This window comes from Paraburkholderia sp. JPY419, assembly GCF_050435705.1.
GTDB lineage: Bacteria > Pseudomonadota > Gammaproteobacteria > Burkholderiales > Burkholderiaceae > Paraburkholderia > Paraburkholderia youngii.
Genome location: NZ_JBNDKV010000002.1, coordinates 2,915,576 through 2,937,827, shown reverse-complemented (window position 1 = coordinate 2,937,827; position 22,252 = coordinate 2,915,576). Strand labels below are relative to the sequence as shown.

Genomic DNA, 22,252 nt, shown 5'->3' with positions numbered 1-22,252 from the left:
GGCGCCGCCGGAGCACCCACCATTGCCCGCGACGCGTGCGGCTTCGATTGGCCGCCCGTGTTTGCCGCGCTTTCGCCACGGCGCTTGCCGTAGCCGCTTCACCCGCTTCGGCGCGACGAACGCCGCAACGCCAGCCGACACCCGGCCGCGCCGCGGCCCCCGCTTTCTCGCGATACAACATAACCAAGGACCACCCGCCATGCTTGCCCGCGTCACCCGCCTATTCCCGCTCTGGGCCGTGCTCGTCTCGGTCGCCGCGTACTTCTCGCCGGCCTCGTTTTCCGGCGTCGCGCCGCACGTCACCACGCTCCTCACGATCATCATGCTGGCGATGGGCGTCACGCTGTCGGCCGGCGATTTCCTGCGCGTGTTCACGCGTCCCGCGCCCGTGATCGCCGGCATCGTGCTGCACTACCTCGTGATGCCGCTCGCCGCATGGGTCATCGCGAAGGCGCTGCGCATGCCGCCCGACCTGACCGCCGGCATGGTGCTGGTCGGCAGCGTCGCGAGCGGCACCGCGTCGAATGTGATGATTTATCTCGCGCGCGGCGACGTCGCGTTGTCGGTGACGATCAGCGCGCTGTCGACGCTCGTCGGCGTATTCGCCACGCCGCTGCTCACGCGCCTTTACGTCGACGCGTCGATCGCCGTCGATGTGCACGGCATGCTGATGAGCATCCTGCAGATCGTCGCGCTGCCGATCGTCGTCGGTCTCGTCGTCAATCATCTGTTCGGTAAGCTGGTGCGCAAGATCGAACCGATCCTGCCGCTCGTCTCGATGGTCGCGATCGTGCTGATCATCGGCGCAGTGGTGGGCGGCACGCAGAAGAGCATCGCGTCGGTGGGCTTCCTCGTGATGGTCGGCGTCGTGCTGCACAGCGGCATCGGCCTGCTCGGCGGCTATTGGGGCGGCCGTCTGCTCGGGTTCGACGAAGCCGTCTGCCGGACGCTCGCGATCGAAGTCGGCATGCAGAACTCCGGCCTCGCCGCGACGCTCGGCAAGCTCTACTTCACGCCGATCGCCGCGCTGCCAGGCGCGCTGTTCTCGGTCTGGCACAACCTGTCGGGTTCGCTGCTCGCGGGCGTGTGGGCGGGCCGACCGGCGAAAGGCTCGACGCATCCCGGTGGCGAGCGCGCGCTGCACGTCGAGCGCGCCTGATACCGCCCCCGCGCGCCGCGGTTTGCAGCACGTAATCGATCACGGAACCGCGGCGCCCTCGCGACCCACGCGCGGCACTCCGCTGCGTTTGCCGACGTACGCGGAACCCGCCCCAATTCCCTTAGAATGGTTTTCTCGACAGCGGGCACAGGCCTTCGCTGTCGCCACGCGAAAAGCTTGCAACAAGGGGAAAACAGCGTGCAGGGCCAATTCGAACAACATCGGCGGGCCGCGCGCCGCCGCTCGATAGTCAGCACAACGAGGCAAATCTTCCTGCTCTGTTGCGCGGCGGCATTTTTGACCGCCTGCGCGACGAAGCCGCCCGCCACCGCGTTCGACCGCCAGGTGACGCACGCGCTGCCGCCCACCGCCGATACGCCGCTGCGCGAAGCGCTCGCGCCGCTCGAGGCGAAGCATCCGGAGCAGTCGGGTTTCCGCGTGCTGGCGAACGGCACCGACGCGCTGCAAATGCGCATCGCGCTTGCGCGCGCGGCGACCAAAACCCTCGACATGCAGTACTACATTGCCAACGAGGACACCACCGGCAAGCTGCTGCTCGGCGCCGCGTTATATGCGGCCGATCACGGCGTGCGGGTGCGCATGCTGGTCGATGACCTGAACTTCAAGGACATCGACCGCATCATGGCGGGGCTGGACACGCACCAGAACATCGAGATCCGCGTGTTCAACCCGTTCGGCAGCGCGCAGGAAGGCTTGTTCGAGCGCACAGCGAACCTGTTCACGCAGATCGGCCACTTCACGCGCCGCATGCACAACAAGGCGATGATCGCGGACAACCAGCTGGCGATCGTCGGCGGTCGCAACCTGGGCGACGAGTACTTCAGCGCGAGTGAAACGCTGCAGTTCCGCGACCTCGACGTGCTCGCGGCGGGCCCGATCGTCGCCGACGTTTCCGCGAGTTTCGACGACTACTGGAACAGCGAGCTCGCCTATCCGCTGCGTGCGCTGAACAAGCAGAAGTTCGACCAGAAGGAACTCGACCAGACGCGCGACGACCTGCGCCATCACTGGCGCACCAACGCCGATCCGTACAACGCGAAACCGCTGAACGCGACGCCGCTTGCCGCGCAGATCACGAGCGAGCAGCTCGGCCTCACGTGGGCGGACGCGGAATTCAAGGTGGACCTGCCGGAGAAGATCGAGCATCCGTCGCCGGACTACGTGAGTCCGCCGCTCGCGCGGCTGCGCGAACTGATGCGCGACGCGCAGCACGATTTCCTGATCGTGTCGCCCTACTTCGTGCCGCACGCCGCGGGGGTGCAGGCAGCCAGCGAGCTCACGCATCGCGGCATCCGTATCGCGGTGCTGACCAACTCGCTTGCGGCCACCGACGCGGTCGCCGTGCAGGCCGGCTACAGTCCGTTCCGCGTGCCGCTGCTGAAGGCCGGCGTCGAGCTGTATGAATTCAGGCCGCGCCAGGAAACGCCGAACGTCGGGCTGGTCGGCTCGCGTTCGCGCGCGAGCCTGCATGCGAAGGCCTACGTGATCGACCACAAGATTCTCGTGATCGGCTCGATGAACCTCGATCCGCGCTCGGCCAATCTGAACACCGAGCTGGCGCTCGTGATCCACAGCCCCGAACTGGCGAATCAGGTCGCGAGAATCTTCGAGCGCGGGACCCAGCCGGAGCAGAGCTACCACGTAACGCTCGCCGACTCGGCCCAGCTCGCCTATCTGCGCTCGATCGGCGCGCCGCTGTCGCCGCTCGTCTGGACCGACGTCGAGAACGGCGAGACACGCACCTACATTTTCGATCCGCAGGCCGGTTTTTACCGGAATGTGCTAACCGGTCTATTCTCCTTATTGCCTGTCAACTCGGAACTTTGAGAAGCGGAGTCAACCATGACTGAAGACGTACGGATGGAGCGCGACACATTCGGCGAAATCGCGGTGCCGAACGCTCGCCTGTGGGGCGCGCAGACGCAGCGCTCGCTGCAGAACTTCAAGATCTCGACGGAAAAGCAGTCGCCCGAACTGATCACCGCGCTCGCGGTGATCAAGCGCGCGGCCGCCGAAGTCAATCTCGGCCTCGGAGTGCTCGACGAGCAGAAGGCGCGCGCGATCATGCAGGCGGCCGACGAGATCATCGGCGGCAAGCATCCGGGCGAATTTCCGCTCGCGGTCTGGCAGACCGGCTCGGGCACGCAGACCAACATGAACCTCAACGAGGTGATCGCGAACCGCGCGAGCGAGCTGCTCGGCGGCGAGCGCGGCGAAGCGCGCAAGGTGCATCCGAACGATGACGTGAATCGCGGGCAGTCGTCGAACGACGTGTTTCCGACCGCGATGCACGTGGCCGCCGCGGACGCGATCGTCAAGCATCTGCTGCCTGCGCTGAAAACGTTGCGCGATACGCTCGACGGCAAGGCGAAAGCGTTTACCGATATTGTCAAGATCGGCCGCACGCACCTGCAGGATGCGACGCCGCTCACGCTCGGCCAGGAATTCTCCGGCTATGTCGCGCAGCTCGAGCATGGCATCCGGCACGTCGAGTCGGCGCTGCCGCACCTGTACGAGCTCGCACAGGGCGGCACCGCGGTCGGCACGGGACTGAACGCGCATCCGAAGTTCGCCGACAGCGTCGCCGCCGCGATCGGCAAGCTGACCGGTTTGCCGTTCGTGTCGGCGCCGAACAAGTTCGAGGTAATGGCCGCGGCCGACGCGCTCGTCTTCGCGCACGGCGCGCTCAAAACGGTAGCGGCGAGCCTGAACAAGATCGCCAACGACATCCGCTGGCTCGCGAGCGGCCCGCGCTGCGGTCTCGGCGAGCTGTCGATCCCCGAAAACGAGCCGGGCAGCTCGATCATGCCGGGCAAGGTCAATCCGACCCAGTCCGAAGCACTGACGATGCTGTGCGCGCAGGTGTTCGGCAATGACGTCGCGGTGAACATCGGCGGCGCGAGCGGCAACTTCGAGCTGAACGTGTTCCGGCCGATGATCGCGCACAACCTGCTGCAGTCGGTGCGCCTGCTCGCCGACGGCGCGCAGAGCTTCAACGACAACTGTGCGGTCGGCATCGAGCCGAATCACGAGCGCATCGATACCTTGCTGAACGAATCGCTGATGCTGGTGACGGCGCTCAATCCGCACATCGGCTACGACAAGGCCGCGCAGATCGCGAAAAAGGCGCACAAGGAAGGCACGACGCTGAAGGCGTCGGCACTGGCGCTCGGCTATGTCACCGAGCAGCAGTTCGACGAGTGGGTGCGACCGAACGATATGGTCGGACGCACGGCATGATGATCCGCGAGGCGGCGTGACGGAAGGCGCGCAAACGGGCGCGCCGCGCGCCGCCCCGCTGCACTCAGATTTTCCCCTGCGCGACTTCTTCCGGCTTCAGCTCGACGATCGCGTCGAGCGCTTCCTTCACGTCCATCGCGTACTTGGCGAGGCGCTTCTGCTCCTCGGTCTCCGGCAAGAAGGCGGGCACCGGCACCGGATGGCCGTTCTCGTTGACGGCGACCATCACGACGAGACAGTCGGTGGTCTGCAGCAGTTCGCCGCCCTTCGGGTCGCCCGCGTGCACCGACACGTGGATGTGCATGCTGGTGCGGCCCGTGGCGACGACGCGCGCGCGCAGTTCGACCAGATTGCCGACGAGAATCGGCCGACGAAAACGGATATTGCCGACGCTGACCGTCACGCAATAGCGCCCCGACCAGACCGCCGCGCATGCATAGGCGGTTTCGTCGATCCACTTCATCAACGCGCCGCCGTGCACCTTGCCGCCGAAGTTGACCGAAGTCGGCTCGGCGAGAAAGCGGAAGGTGGTTTCCGAACGGTCCAGCGGTGCGGTGGGAACAGTGCTCATCTTGACTCCGGTCAATCGGATGCATTGAAAGGAGGCGATTATACGAGCGCAATATTGCGCGCGGCGCGGCGTCGCACGGAAGACGCGGCGCGCGGCACGCCGATGGGCCGGCGGTCGGCCTAGTTGTGAAAGGTGATCCCTTGGTCGATGGTGCCGTACATGCTGATGCTGCCGCTGCCGGCCGAGCCCGAGCCGGCTCCGCCACCTGCGCAGGCGGTAAACAGCAGAACCGTCGCGGCGACGGCCAGAAGCGTTTTCATCACATCGAATTCCCGCAAGAACAGGCTTCGATTCTAGCCTGGCGGCACGAGACGGCGCGGGAACGCGGGCGAGCGTGACACGTCCGTCACATTGATTGTTCACGCAAAGCTGAAACATCGAATACCTGATGCGCGTAGAGTGGGAATCGTGGCGGCGCCCTTTGCCGCCCATTCAGGAGACGCGCCATGACCGCCCCCCTATTAGACGAGCAGAACCACTTCCCCGGCCTGAGCCGCATCGGCGCGCTACTCGCCGATCCCGGCCGCGCCGCGATGCTGTGGGCGCTGATGGACGGCAGCGCGCGCCCCGCGGGCGAACTGACGATGATCGCGGGGCTGTCGCCCTCGGCGGCGAGCGCCCATCTCGGACGGCTCACCGACGGCGGGCTGCTCGCGCTCGAAGTGCGCGGCCGGCATCGCTATTTCCGTATCGCGTCGGCGGACATCGCCGCATCGATCGAAGCACTCGCGAACGTCGCGCAAGTCAGCGCGCCGCAGCGCTCGGTGCCGCGTCCGGCACGCACCGTGCCGCTGGAAATGCGCTTTGCGCGCACCTGCTACGACCACATGGCCGGCGAGCTGTCGGTGCGGATGTTCGAGCGCATGCTCGAGCGCGGGTTGCTGACGCAAAACGGCGCCTCGCTCGAAGCGACCGCGCAGGGCGCCGCCCGCTTCGCCGACTGGGGCATCGACCTCGCCGCGCAGAAGACCCGGCGGCGGCGCTTCGCGTGCACCTGCCTCGACTGGAGCATGCGCCGGCCGCATCTGGGCGGCGCGCTCGGCGCGGCGTTGCTCGACGCGTGGTCGGCGCATGGCTGGGTCGAGCGGACGGAGCGGCCGCGCGTGCTGCGCGTCACGCCGGCCGGCCATCAGCAATTCGATGCGTTTCTGGCCGGATAGACCGCTGAACCGGCTTTGCCGCGGAGCCGCGAGACCCGCGCGAGACCCGCGCGAGACCTTTTGTTACAGGCGAGCGAATCCACCTTACAAATGTGCGGGCCTTGAAACATAGGCGGCAGGTACAGTGACTGAACGGACCCGGCCGATTGCCGCGTCCGCCGGAGATCAGTCATGACACACGCCAAGCAACCCTTGCGGCAAGCGGGGATTCATCGCCGGATCAGCGGCTATACGCTGATCGCGGCCGCGGTCGTCGCGCTCGCCGCGCAAACCGCTCTCGCGCAGGAAGCGCCACCTGCGCCACCAGCCGCGGTAGCCGTCGGGTCGGGCGGCGAAGCGTCCGGGGGCGATCCGCCTGGGCGCATCGCGCGTCTTAACTACACGGCCGGGGCCGTGACCACCGAGCCCGCCGGCGCGACCGACTGGTCGTATGCTCAGATCAACCGGCCGCTGACGACCGGCGACCAGCTGTGGAACGACCAGAACGCCCGCTCCGAGCTGCACATCGGCTCGACCGCGGTGCGCCTCGGCCAGAACACGAGCCTCGACGTGCTCAACCTCGACGACTCGACCGCGCAACTGAAAGTCGCGCAAGGCACGCTGTCGACACGCGTGCGCGAACTCGCGCCGGGGTCGTCGTATGAAATCGACACGCCGAATCTTGCGCTCGGCGTGAACGGTCCCGGCGACTACCGCGTCGACGTCGCGCCCGACGGCAGCAGCACGACCGTCACCGTGCGCAGCGGCAGCGCGATTGCGTACGGCGACGGCGGCCAAGTGCCGATTGCGGCGGGTCAGCAGATCCGCTTTGCCGGCACCAACCTGCAGCAACTCGCCGACAACCGCGCGCCCGCCGCCGACGAGCTCGACCAATGGGCCGCCAGCCGCGACGCCACCGAAGACCGCTCGCTGTCAGCGCGCTACGTGTCGCGCGACGTCCCCGGCTACGAGGATCTCGATGCCAACGGCACATGGCGCGAGACGCCGCAGTACGGCGCAGTGTGGGTGCCGAACGCGATGCCGGCGGGCTGGGCGCCGTATCATGACGGCCACTGGGTCTGGCAGGCGCCGTGGGGCTGGACCTGGGTCGACGACCAGCCTTGGGGCTTCGCGCCGTACCACTACGGCCGCTGGGCCGACATCGACGGCGCGTGGGCCTGGGTGCCCGGTCCGCTCGAAGCGGACGTGGCGCCGACCTATGCGCCGGCGCTGGTCGCGTTCGTCGGTAATGACGACGGCGGCGCCGACTGGGGCGTCAACCTGGCGGTCGGCGGCGTCATCGCGGCGGGGGTCGCGTGGTTTCCGCTCGGGCCAGGCGAGCCGTGGCATCCGCATTGGGGCGATCACGATCGCTGGAGCGCCGGGTATTACAACCGCGTGAACCGCGCGACGATCTTCAACGACTATCACCGCAACGTGAACACGTACGTGAACTATCACGTGCCGGGCTGTGTGACGGCCGTGCCGGCGACCGCGTTCGTGCACGGTCAGCCGGTCCGACGCTTCTCGCAGAAGGTCGACCCGGCGCAGTGGCGCAACGCGCGAATCAATCCGGGCGCACCGGGGATCGCGCCGGTGCGCGAAAGCTTCGGGTCGGATCTGCGGCGCGCGAACTATCGGCCACCGGCGAGCGTCGCCGGCCGGCCGGTCGTCGCGACCCGCAATCCCGTCATGCCCGCCGCTTTCCACGACGAACTCGCGCAGCACTTCGCGCAAAGCGGCGGCCGGGTGCCCGGCGGCGGCCAGCCGGTCGTGCGCACCTCGGTACCCGCGCATATGACCGGTGCACCTGGCGCGCTGCCGATGGCGAACGTGCGGGTAGTGCAATCGCATGTGCCGGGACGTCCGCCGGGGATGGCGGCAGGTGCGCCCGGTACGCCTGGCGCAATGGCCGGCAACGCGCCGCATGGCGTCGAACAGGCCGGTCAGCGGCCCGGCGAAGCGGGCGCCGTGGTGCCGCGTGGCGAGGCGCCTCCGCAAGCGCGTGCGGGCATGCCGCCGCAGATGGTCGGCAACGGGCGTCCGCCGCAGCCCGGCGAGAGCGGGCTCGTGGGCAATCTGGGCCGTCCGTCGAACGGTGTGCCGCGGCCACCGCAAGCAGTCGGCGGTAATCCAGCCGACGCGGCAGCGCACGCAGGGCAGCACGGCGCGCCGCAGGAATGGGGCGCGGTCGGCAGGTCTCAGCCCGCATGGACGCAGCCGCATCCGCCGATGGCGCAGCAGGCGCCGCGCATGGAACAGCCCGGCCACCCGCAACAGCCGGGCTTCGCGCCGCAGTCGGGTGTGCCGCATCCGCCGGAAAACCCGGCCGCGCAGCAACAGGCGCGTGTGTCGAACTGGCATCCGCCTGCGATGCAACAGGCGCCGCGCGCCGTCCCGCCGCAGCAACCGCGTGCCGAACCACAAATGCAGCAGGCGCAACAGCCGCATTTCGAGCCGCGTCCGCAGCCGATGCCGCAAGCTCCTCGGCCCCAGCCGCAATTCCAGCAGGCGCAGCAGCCGCATTTCGAGCCGCGTCCACAGCCGATGCCGGTGCCGCAAGCCCGGCCAGAGCCGCGTCCACAGATGCAGATGCAGATGCAGCAGCCACGCCCCGAACCGCGGCCCCAGCCGGTGCAGCAGCCACGTCCGCAACCCCAGCCGCAACCCCAGCACGTCGAGCAGCACCAGGGCGGCGGCAATCGCGACGACCATCACAGGAGCTGAGCAGGACACCTGCCGTTCCGGCAACGAAAAAGCCCCGCGATACACGCCATCGCGGGGCTTTTCTATATCGGGGGGTGAACGCTATCGCCCCGCTTCCACCGACATCAGATCGCCATCGGCGCCGTCAGCGGCTCGTGATGCTGATAGCCGATCAGCGAGAAATCCGCCGGCTCGATTTTCTCGAGCCATTCCGGCTCGTACACCCCGGTCTTCGCGTAGTCGGGCACGCGATCGGAAATCGCGAGCCGCGGACTCTCGTATGGCTCGCGCTTGAGCTGCTGATGCAGCATATCCAGCTGATTCTCGTAGATGTGCGCATCGCCGATGAAATAGCTGAACCAGCGCGGCGTATAGCCCGTCAGCCGTCCGACCAGGTGCAGCAGCGCCGCACCCTCGGTCAGATTGAACGGCGTGCCGAGCCCGACGTCGTTGCTGCGGATATACAGGCACAGCGAAATTTCGCGGCGCGTCACGTTCGGCAGGAACTGGTACAGCAGATGGCAAGCCGGCAGCGCGATCTGATCGAGCACGGCCGGATTCCAGGCATGGAACAGAATCCGTCGATCGGCGGGGTTCTGCATGATCGTGTCGAGACACTGGCGCAGTTGGTCGATCGCCTTGTAAAGCAGTACCTTCGAGCGGCCATCTTCGTCGAACTGCGTGATCACGCGAAAACCGCGCGCCTGCGCGTCGGCCAGCTGCGCACTGGCGCTGGCGTCGAGCACCTTATAGGCCGGCCACTTGCGCCATTGCACGCCGTACACGTCACCGAGATCATCGGGGCCCTCGCGATACGGATTGGCGAGCCACTGCGCATTCTGATTAGCGTTGCCGTCCCACACCTTGCAGCCGAGCTCGCGGAAATCCGCGGCGCTGCGCGAGGCACGCAGAAACCCGACCAGCTCGCCGATCGCCGACTTGAACGCGAGCTTCTTCGTCGTGACCGCGGGGAAGCCTTGCTGCAGATCGAAGCGCAGCATCGCACCGGGCATGCTGATGGTGCGAATGCCGGTGCGGTTTTCCTGCCACGTGCCGGTATCGAGAATCGTGCGGACGAGGTCCAGGTATTGTTTCATGCGGTTTCCTTCGACGCGGCGCGAACCCGATCAGGCGCGCTCACAGAATTGAGCAAAGCCCGATTCTAACAAGCGCGACCGGACGACGCCGGGGCATGGCGCGCCGCATGGGAAATATCGAGGGGGAATATCAGACGGAAAGGATAACGCCGGGGTGCGCGATATATGCGAGCGGCAAACAGGTGCACGCAAAAGTGCTTCGAGGCGACGCGCCAGACCTTCACAAGCCGCGTCGCCAGCCTCGCCGCTTACAGATGCTGCACCGACGCCGGCAAATCGCCGTGCGGCGCCGACATCGGCTCGCCTTCCATATGGCGCATGCCGTGCGAGCACAGCAGCCGGTACAGCGTCACCCGCGAGATGCCGAGCTCCTGTGCCGCGTCTCCGAGCCGCCCGCGATGCCGCAGCAACGCAAGCTCGATCGCCTGACGTTCCGCCGCTTCGCGCGCCTGCGCCAGCGACACCGGCACGATCTCGACGTATTCGGCGAGTTCGAGGTCGCGCGCGGTGATCGCGCGTCCTTCCGACATCACGATCGCGCGCCGCACCCGGTTGATCAGCTCGCGCACGTTGCCGGGCCAGCCGTAGTTATGAAGCGCGGCGATCGCGTCGGGCGCGAAGCCGCGCAGACGGCGGCTCGCATCCTTCTTGAAACGTTCGAGCATGTGCCGCGCGAGCAGCTCGATGTCCTTGCCGCGCGCACGCAGCGGCGGCTCGTCGATCTGCAGTACGCAGAGGCGGTGATACAGGTCGGAACGGAAGCGTCCTTCGATCATCGCCGCGGTCATGTCCACGTGCGTCGCCGAAATGATGCGCACGTCGACATCGATCGCGGTATGTCCGCCGAGCCGCTCGACCTTGCGCTCCTGCAGGAAGCGCAACAGGCTCGCCTGGCTTTCGAGCGGCAGATCGCCGATTTCATCGAGAAACAGCGTGCCGCCATTGGCCGCTTCGACGCGGCCGATCTTGCGCTGGTTCGCGCCGGTGAACGCACCGCGCTCGTAGCCGAACAGTTCCGATTGCAGAAGATGCGGCGGAATCGCGCCGCAATTGATTGGCACGAACGGTGCGTTGCGACGCGCCGAGCGTTCATGAATCGCGACCGCCGTCAGCTCCTTGCCGGTGCCCGATTCGCCGGAGATAAACACCGGCGCGTCGGTCATCGCGACTTTGCGGATCGAGCGGAACAGCGCGAGCATCGCGTCGCACGAGCCGACCATCTCGCCCTCGGCGCCTTGCAACCCGTCGTGCGAGGTCGCGTCGCTCAGCGAGATCATGCCGTACGCATGACCGACCGAGTCGACGATACGGTCGCCAGAAGACGGCACCGTCACGTAATCAAAACAGTAGTCGCGCACGAGCCGGCGCAACGCGGCGTCTTGCAGTTGGCCAGGCGCAGTGGCAGCGACCCAGCCGACGTTCGGCATGGTTAAACAGGATTCAAAAGCGGCGATTTCGTGCGGCTGGAAATCACTGGACAAATCGAGCAGGCCGCCAGCTGCCGAGCCGGTGCGCACTGCCCGGCGCGCATCGCGCGCCGATCCCACGACTTCCACATGCCAGCCACGCTGCATAAAACGCGTATTCAGTTCCGCGCTGGGGTCACGCGAAACGTAAATCAGTTGCCGCGCTGCGGGTTCCATTATTCAGATCCTCTCGTCAACGAACGTTAAGGACGACGCATGCACCTGAAACTGAGGTTCAGACACGCTGACTCGTCCGGGATTCGCGAATCGCAAAACCCGAACGGCCATTCCATTCCGTGCGGACAGCTGATCCCCAAGAAAGCGGCGTGTGTGTTTGAGACGGCCCGATATGGGCCTTTTTTAAATCTGAAGCTGTTTTCGAGAGCTTACTATACGTGCGCCGCTTCGAAAACAATTATGCGAATTTAATCGACGGACACCTTGCCCATCATGGCTTAGCGGCCGATCGCCATATATTCAGCCGACAAATAAAAACATTAGTGGAAGCGCTTTTCGTGGCGTTCCCGCGACGGTAGTTCGTACCTTACAGATTATCGAATTATAGGTATTTTCTGCTGACCCGTTTCAGGACTGCAACGTTTTTTCCTCATTTGGAACGCATTAGTTGTCATTCCGCCGGCGGGCGCCAGACGCATCAATGGATTGCGAGCGATGGCACATGTTTCGCTAATTGGCGAACACCACGGAGACACATCATGCGACTCGCATTCCGCATCGATCTGACAAGCCGCCGCGCGCCATTCTTCGCGATTTGCGCAGCCCTGGCGCTCAGCGCCCTGCCGGCGAGTGCCGGCACCCAGACAGCGCCAGCCGCCCCGACGCGTTCCGTCACGCCGGCGGATTTCGACGATGCCGCGGACCCGGCCTCTGCCAGCCTGCAAACCGCTTCGCCGGTTGCGGCTGGCGATGCTGCATCGATGAACGATATTTCGCTCGACGACCAGATGCTGTCGCGGCAACGCGGCGGCGCGGTCGGCATGTTGATGGTCGCCGCGACGCCACAGTTGATGCAAGGCGGCGGCAACCAGGTGACGTTGTGGGACGAGATCGCCCCGCCCTCGCCGCTGCCCGTGCCCGTCGATGCAGCACGCGCCGCCCAGGGCAACGTCGCGACATACCAGCGCAAGTGAGCAGGACGAAGCAACGAACCGATAGCAAATAACCAGGGAATGCGGGACCGGTGGCCGCGCGAAAGTTGACGCGCCCCACGACGGCGGGACACAAGCAATAACAGAGGAGGGACCGGGACATGAGCACGAACCACCAGACGCCGCGCGCCCTCGGGCTGCCGGCGGCGTCGTTCAGCAACGCTCCCGTCTTGCCGCGCACCGCCTTGGCCGGCACAGCCCTCCTCGCCAGCGTCCTCGTCAGCGCCTGCTTCGCGAGCCATGCGTATGCCGAGCAGGTCGCCAATCCTGGCGACATTATCGTCGAGCGCAGCGTCACGCCGCGCGACGCGTTCGTCCCCGTGCCGCGCGACCAGGACCCGGTCGCGGTGCGCGCCACGATGTTCCCGGCCAACTCGTTCGACCCGACGATCGCGACGCTCGTCGGCGACACCGATCTGACCAACGCGCACGGCTCGAACGGCGTCGTCGCCGGCGGCGTGCTCGGCGGCACCGGCATGCAGGCCGTCACGCAGATCCTCTCCGGCAAGGCGACCGGCAATACGATCCCGCTGAACGCGGGCGGCATCGGCGGACCGGCGACGGGCGTCGGCGGCACGATCGGCTCGTCCGTGACGGGCGCGCTCGCGCCGCTATCGAACGTGCTCGGCGGCGCACCCGGAGGTCTGAAATGAGCACGCGCCTGCGCCCCTCGCTGCCATCGCTCGAATCACTGCAATTCACTTCCGCGCGCACTGCCCTGCGCGTCTGCGCGTGCCTGTGCATGGGCGTCGCTGCGCTCGTCGCCGGCGAGGCCCACGCGCAGTCGGCGGCGGCGCCGGTCGTCGGCGCCACCGCGACCATCGGCAGCGGCGCGGGCATGGGCGCGACGGGCGCGCTCTCGGTCAACGAAACCGCTGGCCTCGACAACGCGCAGATCAACCAGATCACGGTGACGAATGGCGCCGCCGTCGGCAACGCGAACGCGAGCGTGCAAAGCGCGTCGGTGCTCGCCAACGTGCCGCGCGCGCAAGCGTCGATCGACGCCAATGCGTTTTCGAACACATCCGGCGCGGAGCTGGTGAACCAGTCGGCCGGAGCAGGGAATCTGCAGCGCAACAGCACCCAGATCGGGACTGCGGCGCTCGGAGTCGAGACCGTCTCGGATGGGGAGCTATCCGCGACGGCCCCGAAAAACGGCGGTCCGGGGCGGTCGAACACGATTCACGGCGTGCGCGAGGCAAGCATTTCCAGCGATGCCTTCCGTAACGCGAGCGGAATCGTGCAGATCAACCAGGCAGCCGGCGCCGGTAATGCCACGGCAAACAGTTTTGTGCTCCGTCCCCCGGCGGGCACTTTTTTTAACTGACCACACTTAAGTATCGGAGCGAATCATGAAGCGCACTCTTATTGCCACGGCCGTTCTCGTTGCCGCATCCGGCAGCGTGCTTGCCGCGCCGCAGAAGGCCTACCTGTTCAATACGACGGTCGTCGGCGAGATGGTCGGCGTCGAGGGTATGGTCGGACTGTTTGGCTGCGTGCATGTCTCCAGCACGGCTAACGCGGTGATCAACAACAATCAGATGGTCAACGTCAACGCGACGCTCGATCCGCAGGCGCAGACCTACACCACCGGCACCGTGACCACGACCATCAACAACAACAGGTCGTCGGTCAGAGGCGGCGGCACGGCATTCGCGTTCACGACGCAAAGCCATACCTCGTCGAGCTCGAGCGCGCAGGGCTTCGAAGCTTCGGGCGGCTATGCGTACGGCAGCCAGAGTGCGAGCGTGACGAGCGGCGGCTATGAAACGAGCCAGCAGGCAGCTGGCATCGCGGGCAGCTTCTCGCACACGAGTCAGAACTCGGGCGGCCATATCGCGGCGGGCGGCTCGATCGGCGGCAGCTACAGCTATCAGGACCACAACACGCCCTCGCACGGCAGCGGCTCGTTCAGCGCCCGCGGCGGCCTGCACGCCGGTTATCGCGAGTCGAGCTACTCGAACTCGTCGGGCGTCGCCGGCGCCTTCGAAGCGAGCGAAGCGTCCGGGCAAAGCCGTTCGTGGAGCTTCAAGGCGAGCGAAGGCTCCGGCTTTGCGAGGGTCGGCGAGCAATCGTCGAGCTACTCGCGCAGCAGCTCTTCGTCGACCAACGCGTACGGCGCCGTATGGGGCATCGACGAAGGCCTCACGACGACCGACGTGACGACGCGCGGCTCGATCACGCAGCACATCAACAACGAACGGGCCGCCACGCTGAACGCGACCACCGGTACCAACGCGGCCAGCAACGTGTCGGGCAACCTCGGCATCAACATCGCGGAAGGCATCGACAACGCGCAGAGCAACGACGTGTCGCTCGCCTCGGTCGACGTCGGCAACGTGTTCGGCAACGCGCAGGACTTCAACGTGCAGTCCTCGGGCGGCAGCGCGGCGATCCACAACTTCAATCTGAACGCGTCGGTCGGCAACGGGTCGCTGTCGGGCGTGACGGGCAACGTCGGCGTGAACATCGCGTCCGGCATCGGCAACGCGCAGGACAACGCGCTTGCCGGCGCAGTAACGACGACCTCGCCGGGCAAGGCGCTGACCACCGCGATGGATGCGACGGATGACAACTCGCAATCCGCCACGATGGTCGTTCACGGGCAATTCCAGGGCACCGCAAGTCTGGGCGCCGATACGTTGAAAGGCGCCTCCGGCAACATCGGCGTGAACATCGCCGGCGGCGCGGGCAACTTGCAGCACAACGGCCTTGCCATCGCGGCGCTGAACAGCGGCAAGTAAGCCGACGACGCGACGACCGCGGGCAAGCAGAAGAAGCACAAAGCAGTCGGAAGGGCGCGCCGGCAGCCAAAGAAGCTGCCGGCGCGGATCGGGCAGGAGACCAGCATGACCGGGTTCAAGGGGTTCCCGGCGCTACCGCTCGCCGTAGCGCTGGCAGGCTGTGTGCTGTGCGCGGATCACGCCGCCGCACAGTCGAGCATCGACACGTCCACGTTCGTCGGCGTGCCATTGACGAAGACGGTCCGTTCGATGAAGGACCTGCGCTACAACCACATCGTCAATCAGCAGTTCGACTACAGCTGCGGCGCGGCGGCGCTCGCCACCCTCCTCAAGTATGGCTACGGCATCGATATTCCGGAAACCGAACTGATCCGCCGGATGATGGTTTTCTCGACGCCCGAGGTCGTCGTCAAGAACGGCTTCTCGATGCTCGACATGAAGCACTTCGTCGAAACCATCGGACTGCGCGGCCGCGGCTTTCGCGTCAACGTCGACGCGCTCCACCACCTTCAAATCCCCGTGATGGTCCTGATGAACATCGACGGCTACGAGCATTTCGTGATCGTCAAGCATGCGCAGGACGGCCGCGTGTTCATCGCGGACCCGGCGCTCGGCAATCGCATCGTGCTCGAAGACGACTTCGCGAAGACCTGGAACGGCCTCGTGTTCGCGGTCCTCGGCAAACCCTTCAGGGAGGATTCACCGCTGTTGCAGGACAACGAGTCGCTCGCGCTGAAGCTGCGCGCCGCCGCGCTGGCGGCCGGCACCGCCGCGACGCCCTTTTTCGAGTACGGCTTGAACAAGGCAGACATGTTCTGATCCCGCCATGAAGTCACACCTGACACCGCTTGGGTTCGTGCTCTGCTCCATCGCCTGTGGCGCAAGCAGCATTGCCCATGCTTCGGAGGGCGCCGCCTCGCCGCCGGCACCCGAAGTTTCGACACGGTCCGCGCCAGGCGCCGAGCCGCTGCGAGTGCAGTTGGTCGGCGACGACGTGCTCGCGACCCAGACCGGCAAATACGCCGGCGCGACGATGATCTCCGGCTTCGTGCTGAACGTCATTTCGCAATGGCAGTTGCCCAACGGTGCGAGCGCGCTCGCTCAAGGCTCGCTGAGCGCGGTACAGAACGGTGGCGGCCAGCTCACGAGTTCCGTCAGCACGTTCGCGAGCGTGAGCGGCGGCGCGCACGGCCATGCCGGCGATTCGGGCGCCAATCCGAATGCGCAGGCGCGCGGCGGCCAGAGCATCGGCGTCAACGGCGTGTCGCAGGTTACCCAGGTCGCGGGCGATCGCAACAGCGGCACCAACTCCGCGCTGATCGACTTCAACAACAGCGCCGCGACGCTGACCGGCTCCGCCAACGCGCCGTCGGCGACGGCCAGCAATTCGACCGGCTCCGTGAAAGCCGGCATTTCGTTCGGCAGCAACGGCGTGAACGTCGCGCTGCAGACACCCGCTGGGCTCGCCACCCAGACCATCGCGCCGAGCAACGGGCAGATCGCCCAGTTGCTGCAGATCGCAGGCAATAACCAGCAAGTCGCCAACGCCCTGCAACTGCATCTGCAAACCCAGCAGATGTCGGCTTCGATGCTTCGTCAGTTGGGCGTACTGCAAGCACTGCAAAACAGGAGATAACGGAGCGGGCCGCCACCCGCGAGTTGCACCACAAGCAAAAAAGAGACGGCCGCGCAGTCAGGACCGCGCGGCCGGACCACCGGGGGAGCAAATAATGAAAAAAGTGTCATCGACCTGGGCACCGCGCATGGCTCTCGCGGCCATTCCGGCCGCCATCATGCTTTGGGCTCTTTCTCAGCCAGCGAGCGCGCAGGCGCTCGCCGGCCAATCCGTGGAGGACCGTCTGAACACGCTGATGCGCGTCGTCGACGAGCAGCAGCGGCAGATCCATTCGCTCGAACGCCAGGTCACCGAACTCGAGATGGCGCAACGCGGCCGCGGCGTGCCGGGCGCCGGCGCTCCCGCGGGCAGCGGCGCGGTGGCCGAGCAGCCCGGCGCCGACGGCCTGCCGGTGCCGCTGCCGCCGCTCGCGCAGATCGCGCCTGGCGCGCCCGCGCCGGCGGGCACCACCGGCACCGCCACCGGCGTGCCGGTCAATCCGCCGACGCCGGACGGCAGCAACGCGGGCAACGCCAGCGCCGGCGGCCTGCCCGCCGCCACCGACGGCAGCGGCGCGGTCGGCCAGACCCAGCGCGCGAACGAACCGGTGCGCACCCAGGCCGAGCAAGCGGTCGTGCAGCGCGAGCATGCGCCGTTGTTCGACCACAAGCTGACGATGGACTTCGGCATCAGCGACACCTACTACGACCGTCGCCAGTTGCAGTTGTCGGGCTTCCTCGCGCTCGACGCGATCTTCCTCGGCAACATCAACCTCGGCCAGACCAAGTCGCACCAGGTGATGGCGGACCTCGACACGCGCTACGGCGTGTCCGACCGCATCAACGTCGACGTCGACGTGCCGTACGTGTACCGGCGCAGCACCTTCATCGTCGGCGGCGCGGGCGGCGCGGCCAGCACGCTGTCGGATGCGACGGTGTCGAGTCACGACATCGGCGACGTGAATTTCGGCATCTACTACCAGTTCGTCAGGGAAACCAATGCGCTGCCGGACGTGGTCGGCAGTCTGCGCGTGAAGGCGCCGACCGGCAGCTCGCCGTTCGGCGAAAAAGTCGTGCAGATCGACGCGAACAACACCAACCTCGTCGCGCCGACCCGACTGCCGACCGGCACCGGTTTCTGGAACATCACCGCGGGTCTGTCGGTGCTGAAGACCTACGACCCGGTCGTGCTGTTCGGCAGCGTTTCCTACACCTACAACATCGCGCGTTCGTTCGCGGACATTTCGTCGGTGCAGGGACAAACCGAACCGGCGACGGTCAAGCTCGGCGACATCGTGCAGTTCGGCGGCGGCGTCGCGCTCGCGTTCTCCGACAAGGATTCGGCCAGCGTGTCGTTCACGATGGCGCTCGAACCCGAGTCGGAGACCAAGGCGCCGGGCGGCAGCTACCAGAAGGTGCCGGGCAGCGAAACCACGGCCGCGGCGATGAATTTTGGCCTGAACCACGTCGTGAACAAGCACCTGACCATCAACGGCTCGGTATCGATCGGACTCACACCCGACGCGCCGAACTTCGTGGTCGGCGTGCGCTTTCCGTACACCTTCTGACGTGTCAACGATACGAGGTCGAACGTGCGTGAATCACCTCATCTGAGCAGTGTGGCTTCCGTCGCGGCAGCGGGATCGCATCTGTCGCTCGCGGTGCCGAAGCAGCGCGCCGCGGCGCCGGCCGCCGGGGCCGCCGCGGCGCCGGCCGTCGGGTCACCGGCTAGCAACCAAACCGGCGCGCCCGCGAGCGCCGCGATGCCGGGCGTCGCGCGACAGCTGCTGTACGTCGCGCGCACCCCCGACGAAACGCTGATCGCGCATCTGAAAAGCCGCGGCTGGCAGGTCGCGGCCGCGCGCTCGGCGCACGAACTCGGGCGGCTTTTGAAGCCGGACATAACGTGCGCGGGCATCGTCGATCTGGCGAGCTTCGCGCCGCGCGACATCGGCGGACTCGAGGCGAGCCTGCGTCAGCAGCAGATCGGCTGGATCGCGCTCGCGAGCAACGAGCGGCTCAGCGATCCGCTGGTGCGACGTCTCGTGCGCCACTACTGCTTCGACTTCGTGAAGCTGCCCGTCGCGCACGCGACGATCGACTATCTGGCCGGCCACGCGTTCGGCATGGTCGCGCTGTGCGACCCGGAGCTCCCGCCGGCCGCCAGCGAAGCAGGCGACGAGGAAATGGTCGGCACCTGCGAGGCGATGCAGCAGCTCTTTCGCACGATCCGCAAGGTCGCGAACACCGACGCGAGCGTGTTCATCGCGGGCGAATCGGGCACCGGCAAGGAGTTGACCGCGCTGGCGATCCATGAGCGCTCGCCGCGCCGCAAGGCGCCGTTCATGCCGATCAACTGCGGCGCGATTCCGCATCACCTTCTTCAATCCGAACTGTTCGGCTACGAGCGCGGCGCCTTTACCGGCGCGAATCAGCGCAAGATCGGCCGAGTCGAGGCGGCCGACGGCGGTACGCTGTTTCTCGACGAGATCGGCGACCTGCCGCTCGAAAGCCAGGCGAGCCTGCTGCGCTTTCTGCAGGAAGGCAAGATCGAGCGGCTCGGCGGCCGCGAATCGATCCCGGTCGACGTGCGCATCATCTCGGCGACCCACGTGGATCTCGACGGCGCGATGCGCGACGGCCAGTTCCGCGCGGACCTGTTTCATCGCCTGTGCGTGCTGCGCGTCGACGAGCCGCCGCTGCGCGCGCGTGGGCGGGACATCGAGATTCTCGCGTACCACATCCTGCACAAGTTCAAGACCGACAACGCGCGCAAGATTCGCGGCTTCACGCCGTCGGCGATCGAGGCGCTCTACAACTACAACTGGCCCGGCAACGTGCGCGAGCTGATCAACCGCGTGCGCCGCGCGATCGTGATGGCCGAGAACAAGCTGATCTCAGCCGACGATCTCGACCTCGCGGCCTACACCGAGCAGCAGAGCATGACGCTCACCCAGGCGCGCGAGGCCGCCGAGAAGCGCGCGATCGAGGCCGCGCTGCTGCGCCATCGGCACCGCTTGAACGAGGCGGCGGTGGATCTGAACATTTCTCGCGTGACGCTGTATCGGCTGATGGGCGTGCACGGTTTGCGCGAACCGGGTGGCGCCGACGACAAGAAGGGGCTGGCCACGGACGGGGCGGCGCAGAGGTGAGCAGCGCGCGGGCATCGGTGCGCATCGGTGCGTCGGGTAGAATCGCCCGGTTACCCTTCTCTTTCCATTCGATGACGACGCTCACCCTGATCGTCGCTCGCGCCAGCAACGGCGTGATCGGCCGCGACAACCAGTTGCCCTGGCGACTGCCCGAAGACCTCAAGTTCTTCAAGCGCACGACGATGGGCGCGCCCATCATCATGGGCCGCAAGACACATGAATCGATCGGCCGGCCGCTGCCGGGACGCCGCAACATCGTCGTCACGCGCGATGCCTCGCGGCGCTTTCAAGGCTGCGATACCGCGACCAATCTCGATGAAGCGCTCGCGCTCGCCGCGCAGGACCAGGCGCCGCAGGCGTTTCTGATCGGCGGCGCGGAGTTGTACGACGAAGGGCTGCGCCACGCGGACAAGCTGATCGTCACCGAGATCGCCGCCGACTTCGACGGCGATGCGACCTTCCCCGCGATCGACCCGCGCGTGTGGGAAGAAATCGCGCGCGAAGCGCATCACTCGAATGCGCCGAACGACTTCGATTACGCATTCGTCACGTATCAACGCAAGGACGTCTGCCGGCACGCGCCACGCAAGCAATAAAAAAACGCCACCCAACGTTGAGCTGCGTGGCGTTTTCGTTTGATACGGGGCAGCGCCGGAACGCGCCGCCGCGCGGCTTACTGCCCCGCTATCGTCATCCGCTCGATCAGCACCGAGCCGGTCTGCTTGGTGCCGCGCGTGATCGTATCCGCGCCGATTGCGACGATATGGCGGAACATCTCTTGCAGCGTGCTCGCGACCGTGATCTCCTCGACCGGATACTGGATCTTGCCGTTCTCGACCCAGAAGCCCGACGCACCGCGCGAGTAGTCGCCCGTCACGTAGTTGACGCCCTGCCCCATCAGCTCGGTCAGCAAGAGACCCGTGCCGAGTTTCTTCAGCATGGCTTCGAAGTCGTCGTCGGCACGCGTGTTCGAACTGAGCAGCGACAGGTTGTGCGAGCCGCCCGCGTTGCCGGTGGTCTTCATGCCGAGCTTGCGCGCCGAGTAGGTGGACAGGAAGTAGCCCTCGACGACGCCGTCCTTCACGACCGAGCGCTGACGCGTGCGCACGCCTTCCTCGTCGAACGGCGCGCTGCCCATCGCGCGCGCGACGTGCGGATCTTCGATCACCTGCACGTGCGGCGCGAACACCGGCTTGCCGAGGCTGTCGACCAGAAACGAAGTCTTGCGATACAGCGCGCCGCCGCTCGTCGCCTGCACGAACGCGCCGAGCAGGCCCGCCGCGAGCGGCGCTTCGAACAGCACCGGCACCTTGCGCGTTTCGAGGCCGCGCGCGCCGATGCGAGCGAGCGCGCGCTGCGCCGCGTAACGGCCGACCGCTTCCGGATCGGCGAGCTCGTCGGCGCTGCGCGTCGACGTGTACCAGTCGTCGCGCTGCATGTTGCGGCCGCTGCCGGCGATCGGCGCGCACGCGATGTAGTGGCGCGAGTACGGGTAGCCGGCGAGGAAGCCGCGCGAGGTCGCCAGCACGAACTGCGAATGCTGCGCCGACACGCTCGCGCCTTCGGAGTTCTTGATCTGCGGATCGGTCGCGAACGCGGCATCTTCGGCGCGGCGCGCGATCTCGACCGCTTCGTCGGCCGACAGATTCCACGGGTGATACAGATCGAGGTCGCGCGGCGCGGTTTCGAGCAGGTCGGCTTCGGCGAGGCCCGCGCAATCGTCTTCGGCGGTGAAGCGCGCGATGTTGTAGGCGGCCGCGACCGTGTCCTTCAACGCTTGCGGCGAGAAGTCCGAGGTGCTCGCGTTGCCGCGCTTGTTGCCGATGAACACCGTCACACCGACCATCTTGTCGCGGTTGTGCTCGATCGTCTCGACTTCGCCGCGCCGCACGGAGACGGACAGGCCGTCGCCCTCGGAGATTTCGGTTGCGGCGTCGGTGCCGCCGAGCGCCTTCGCGTGACGGAGGATGTCCGAGGCGATTTCCTTCAGTTCATCCTGGGTATGCGGAAAAAAGCGCTGCTTGACGTCCATGTCTGCTGCCATTGTGGTTGCCGTCCTGTTGGGGCCGCGCGGCCCTGGGTATGCGCACCGTGTTCGGCGCGAGATGCGCGGGTGCGGGATAAATGCATCCCGCGATCATAGCAAGGTACGCGCCGCCGCGGGTCGGGCCGGC

At 66.7% G+C, this 22,252-nt stretch carries 19 protein-coding genes; 14 read left to right on the top strand and 5 right to left on the bottom strand.

Annotated elements, in window-relative coordinates; all coding sequences use genetic code 11:
• The first annotated feature begins 199 nt into the window (after positions 1-199).
• The 3 genes from panS to fumC all read left to right on the top strand — a co-directional run bounded on the left by panS (position 200) and on the right by fumC (position 4,420).
• Entirely contained in the window at positions 200-1,159 is a 960-nt protein-coding gene (gene panS / locus QFZ91_RS19705) for a ketopantoate/pantoate/pantothenate transporter PanS (RefSeq protein WP_429568157.1), read from the top strand.
• Positions 1,160-1,285: 126 nt separating this feature from the next.
• A complete protein-coding gene (locus tag QFZ91_RS19700; RefSeq protein ID WP_429568156.1) occupies positions 1,286-3,007 on the top strand; it encodes a phospholipase D family protein in 1,722 nt (573 codons plus the stop codon).
• Between the two features lie 15 nt (positions 3,008-3,022).
• Positions 3,023-4,420, top strand: coding sequence for a class II fumarate hydratase (gene fumC, locus QFZ91_RS19695; RefSeq protein WP_176380324.1), 1,398 nt, complete (start codon positions 3,023-3,025; stop codon positions 4,418-4,420).
• Between the two features lie 64 nt (positions 4,421-4,484).
• Here the strand turns inward: fumC and QFZ91_RS19690 are convergent, their stop codons facing one another.
• Positions 4,485-4,991, bottom strand: a complete 507-nt coding sequence (locus QFZ91_RS19690) for an acyl-CoA thioesterase (RefSeq protein ID WP_018433387.1) — start codon at positions 4,989-4,991, stop codon at positions 4,485-4,487.
• A 119-nt stretch (positions 4,992-5,110) separates the two neighbouring features.
• Entirely contained in the window at positions 5,111-5,251 is a 141-nt protein-coding gene (locus QFZ91_RS19685; protein ID WP_176105427.1) for a hypothetical protein, read from the bottom strand.
• 186 nt (positions 5,252-5,437) lie between these two features.
• Here QFZ91_RS19685 and QFZ91_RS19680 point away from each other — a divergent pair, with 186 nt between their 5' ends.
• Both QFZ91_RS19680 and QFZ91_RS19675 read left to right on the top strand, forming a co-directional pair.
• Positions 5,438-6,151: an ArsR/SmtB family transcription factor gene (locus tag QFZ91_RS19680; RefSeq protein ID WP_429568155.1), complete on the top strand. Its 714-nt coding sequence runs from the start codon at positions 5,438-5,440 to the stop codon at positions 6,149-6,151.
• Between the two features lie 171 nt (positions 6,152-6,322).
• A complete protein-coding gene (locus tag QFZ91_RS19675) occupies positions 6,323-8,857 on the top strand; it encodes a DUF6600 domain-containing protein (RefSeq protein WP_429568154.1) in 2,535 nt (844 codons plus the stop codon).
• A 104-nt stretch (positions 8,858-8,961) separates the two neighbouring features.
• On the opposite strand, the gene QFZ91_RS19670 is transcribed toward QFZ91_RS19675, so the two are convergent.
• On the bottom strand, positions 8,962-9,933 hold the full coding sequence (locus QFZ91_RS19670; RefSeq protein WP_176380321.1) for a thymidylate synthase: 972 nt from the start codon (positions 9,931-9,933) through the stop codon (positions 8,962-8,964).
• A gap of 248 nt (positions 9,934-10,181) precedes the next feature.
• The gene (locus tag QFZ91_RS19665; protein WP_429568153.1) at positions 10,182-11,576 is read right to left on the bottom strand and encodes a sigma 54-interacting transcriptional regulator; all 1,395 of its coding nucleotides are present in this window, start codon (positions 11,574-11,576) and stop codon (positions 10,182-10,184) included.
• 539 nt (positions 11,577-12,115) lie between these two features.
• Here QFZ91_RS19665 and QFZ91_RS19660 point away from each other — a divergent pair.
• The 9 genes from QFZ91_RS19660 (at position 12,116) to QFZ91_RS19620 (ending at position 20,674) form a co-directional block, all read left to right on the top strand.
• Positions 12,116-12,550, top strand: coding sequence for a hypothetical protein (locus QFZ91_RS19660; RefSeq protein ID WP_429568152.1), 435 nt, complete (start codon positions 12,116-12,118; stop codon positions 12,548-12,550).
• Between the two features lie 119 nt (positions 12,551-12,669).
• A complete protein-coding gene (locus tag QFZ91_RS19655; RefSeq protein ID WP_429568151.1) occupies positions 12,670-13,221 on the top strand; it encodes a hypothetical protein in 552 nt (183 codons plus the stop codon).
• Positions 13,218-13,895, top strand: coding sequence for a hypothetical protein (locus QFZ91_RS19650; protein ID WP_429568150.1), 678 nt, complete (start codon positions 13,218-13,220; stop codon positions 13,893-13,895). Before QFZ91_RS19655 ends, QFZ91_RS19650 begins: the two co-directional genes overlap by 4 nt.
• A gap of 25 nt (positions 13,896-13,920) precedes the next feature.
• Entirely contained in the window at positions 13,921-15,312 is a 1,392-nt protein-coding gene (locus QFZ91_RS19645; protein ID WP_429568149.1) for a hypothetical protein, read from the top strand.
• Between the two features lie 105 nt (positions 15,313-15,417).
• Positions 15,418-16,131, top strand: a complete 714-nt coding sequence (locus QFZ91_RS19640) for a C39 family peptidase (RefSeq protein ID WP_429568148.1) — start codon at positions 15,418-15,420, stop codon at positions 16,129-16,131.
• A gap of 7 nt (positions 16,132-16,138) precedes the next feature.
• Positions 16,139-16,948: a peptidase C39 gene (locus QFZ91_RS19635; protein WP_429568147.1), complete on the top strand. Its 810-nt coding sequence runs from the start codon at positions 16,139-16,141 to the stop codon at positions 16,946-16,948.
• A 94-nt stretch (positions 16,949-17,042) separates the two neighbouring features.
• Positions 17,043-18,494: a hypothetical protein gene (locus QFZ91_RS19630; protein WP_429568146.1), complete on the top strand. Its 1,452-nt coding sequence runs from the start codon at positions 17,043-17,045 to the stop codon at positions 18,492-18,494.
• Between the two features lie 24 nt (positions 18,495-18,518).
• Complete coding sequence (locus QFZ91_RS19625; RefSeq protein ID WP_429568145.1) at positions 18,519-20,078, top strand: sigma 54-interacting transcriptional regulator; 1,560 nt, start codon at positions 18,519-18,521, stop codon at positions 20,076-20,078.
• Positions 20,079-20,149: 71 nt separating this feature from the next.
• Entirely contained in the window at positions 20,150-20,674 is a 525-nt protein-coding gene (locus tag QFZ91_RS19620) for a dihydrofolate reductase (RefSeq protein WP_429568144.1), read from the top strand.
• A 77-nt stretch (positions 20,675-20,751) separates the two neighbouring features.
• On the opposite strand, the gene pmbA is transcribed toward QFZ91_RS19620, so the two are convergent.
• On the bottom strand, positions 20,752-22,122 hold the full coding sequence (gene pmbA, locus QFZ91_RS19615) for a metalloprotease PmbA (protein ID WP_429568143.1): 1,371 nt from the start codon (positions 22,120-22,122) through the stop codon (positions 20,752-20,754).
• Positions 22,123-22,252: the final 130 nt, after the last annotated feature.

Coding starts and splice junctions, on each gene's coding strand:
- panS (WP_429568157.1), top strand. CDS start 200: ATGCTTGCCCGCGTCACCCGCCTATTCCCGCTCTGGGCCGTGCTCGTC.
- QFZ91_RS19700 (WP_429568156.1), top strand. CDS start 1,286: ATGGTTTTCTCGACAGCGGGCACAGGCCTTCGCTGTCGCCACGCGAAA.
- fumC (WP_176380324.1), top strand. CDS start 3,023: ATGACTGAAGACGTACGGATGGAGCGCGACACATTCGGCGAAATCGCG.
- QFZ91_RS19690 (WP_018433387.1), bottom strand. CDS start 4,991: ATGAGCACTGTTCCCACCGCACCGCTGGACCGTTCGGAAACCACCTTC.
- QFZ91_RS19685 (WP_176105427.1), bottom strand. CDS start 5,251: ATGAAAACGCTTCTGGCCGTCGCCGCGACGGTTCTGCTGTTTACCGCC.
- QFZ91_RS19680 (WP_429568155.1), top strand. CDS start 5,438: ATGACCGCCCCCCTATTAGACGAGCAGAACCACTTCCCCGGCCTGAGC.
- QFZ91_RS19675 (WP_429568154.1), top strand. CDS start 6,323: ATGACACACGCCAAGCAACCCTTGCGGCAAGCGGGGATTCATCGCCGG.
- QFZ91_RS19670 (WP_176380321.1), bottom strand. CDS start 9,933: ATGAAACAATACCTGGACCTCGTCCGCACGATTCTCGATACCGGCACG.
- QFZ91_RS19665 (WP_429568153.1), bottom strand. CDS start 11,576: ATGGAACCCGCAGCGCGGCAACTGATTTACGTTTCGCGTGACCCCAGC.
- QFZ91_RS19660 (WP_429568152.1), top strand. CDS start 12,116: ATGCGACTCGCATTCCGCATCGATCTGACAAGCCGCCGCGCGCCATTC.
- QFZ91_RS19655 (WP_429568151.1), top strand. CDS start 12,670: ATGAGCACGAACCACCAGACGCCGCGCGCCCTCGGGCTGCCGGCGGCG.
- QFZ91_RS19650 (WP_429568150.1), top strand. CDS start 13,218: ATGAGCACGCGCCTGCGCCCCTCGCTGCCATCGCTCGAATCACTGCAA.
- QFZ91_RS19645 (WP_429568149.1), top strand. CDS start 13,921: ATGAAGCGCACTCTTATTGCCACGGCCGTTCTCGTTGCCGCATCCGGC.
- QFZ91_RS19640 (WP_429568148.1), top strand. CDS start 15,418: ATGACCGGGTTCAAGGGGTTCCCGGCGCTACCGCTCGCCGTAGCGCTG.
- QFZ91_RS19635 (WP_429568147.1), top strand. CDS start 16,139: ATGAAGTCACACCTGACACCGCTTGGGTTCGTGCTCTGCTCCATCGCC.
- QFZ91_RS19630 (WP_429568146.1), top strand. CDS start 17,043: ATGAAAAAAGTGTCATCGACCTGGGCACCGCGCATGGCTCTCGCGGCC.
- QFZ91_RS19620 (WP_429568144.1), top strand. CDS start 20,150: ATGACGACGCTCACCCTGATCGTCGCTCGCGCCAGCAACGGCGTGATC.
- pmbA (WP_429568143.1), bottom strand. CDS start 22,122: ATGGCAGCAGACATGGACGTCAAGCAGCGCTTTTTTCCGCATACCCAG.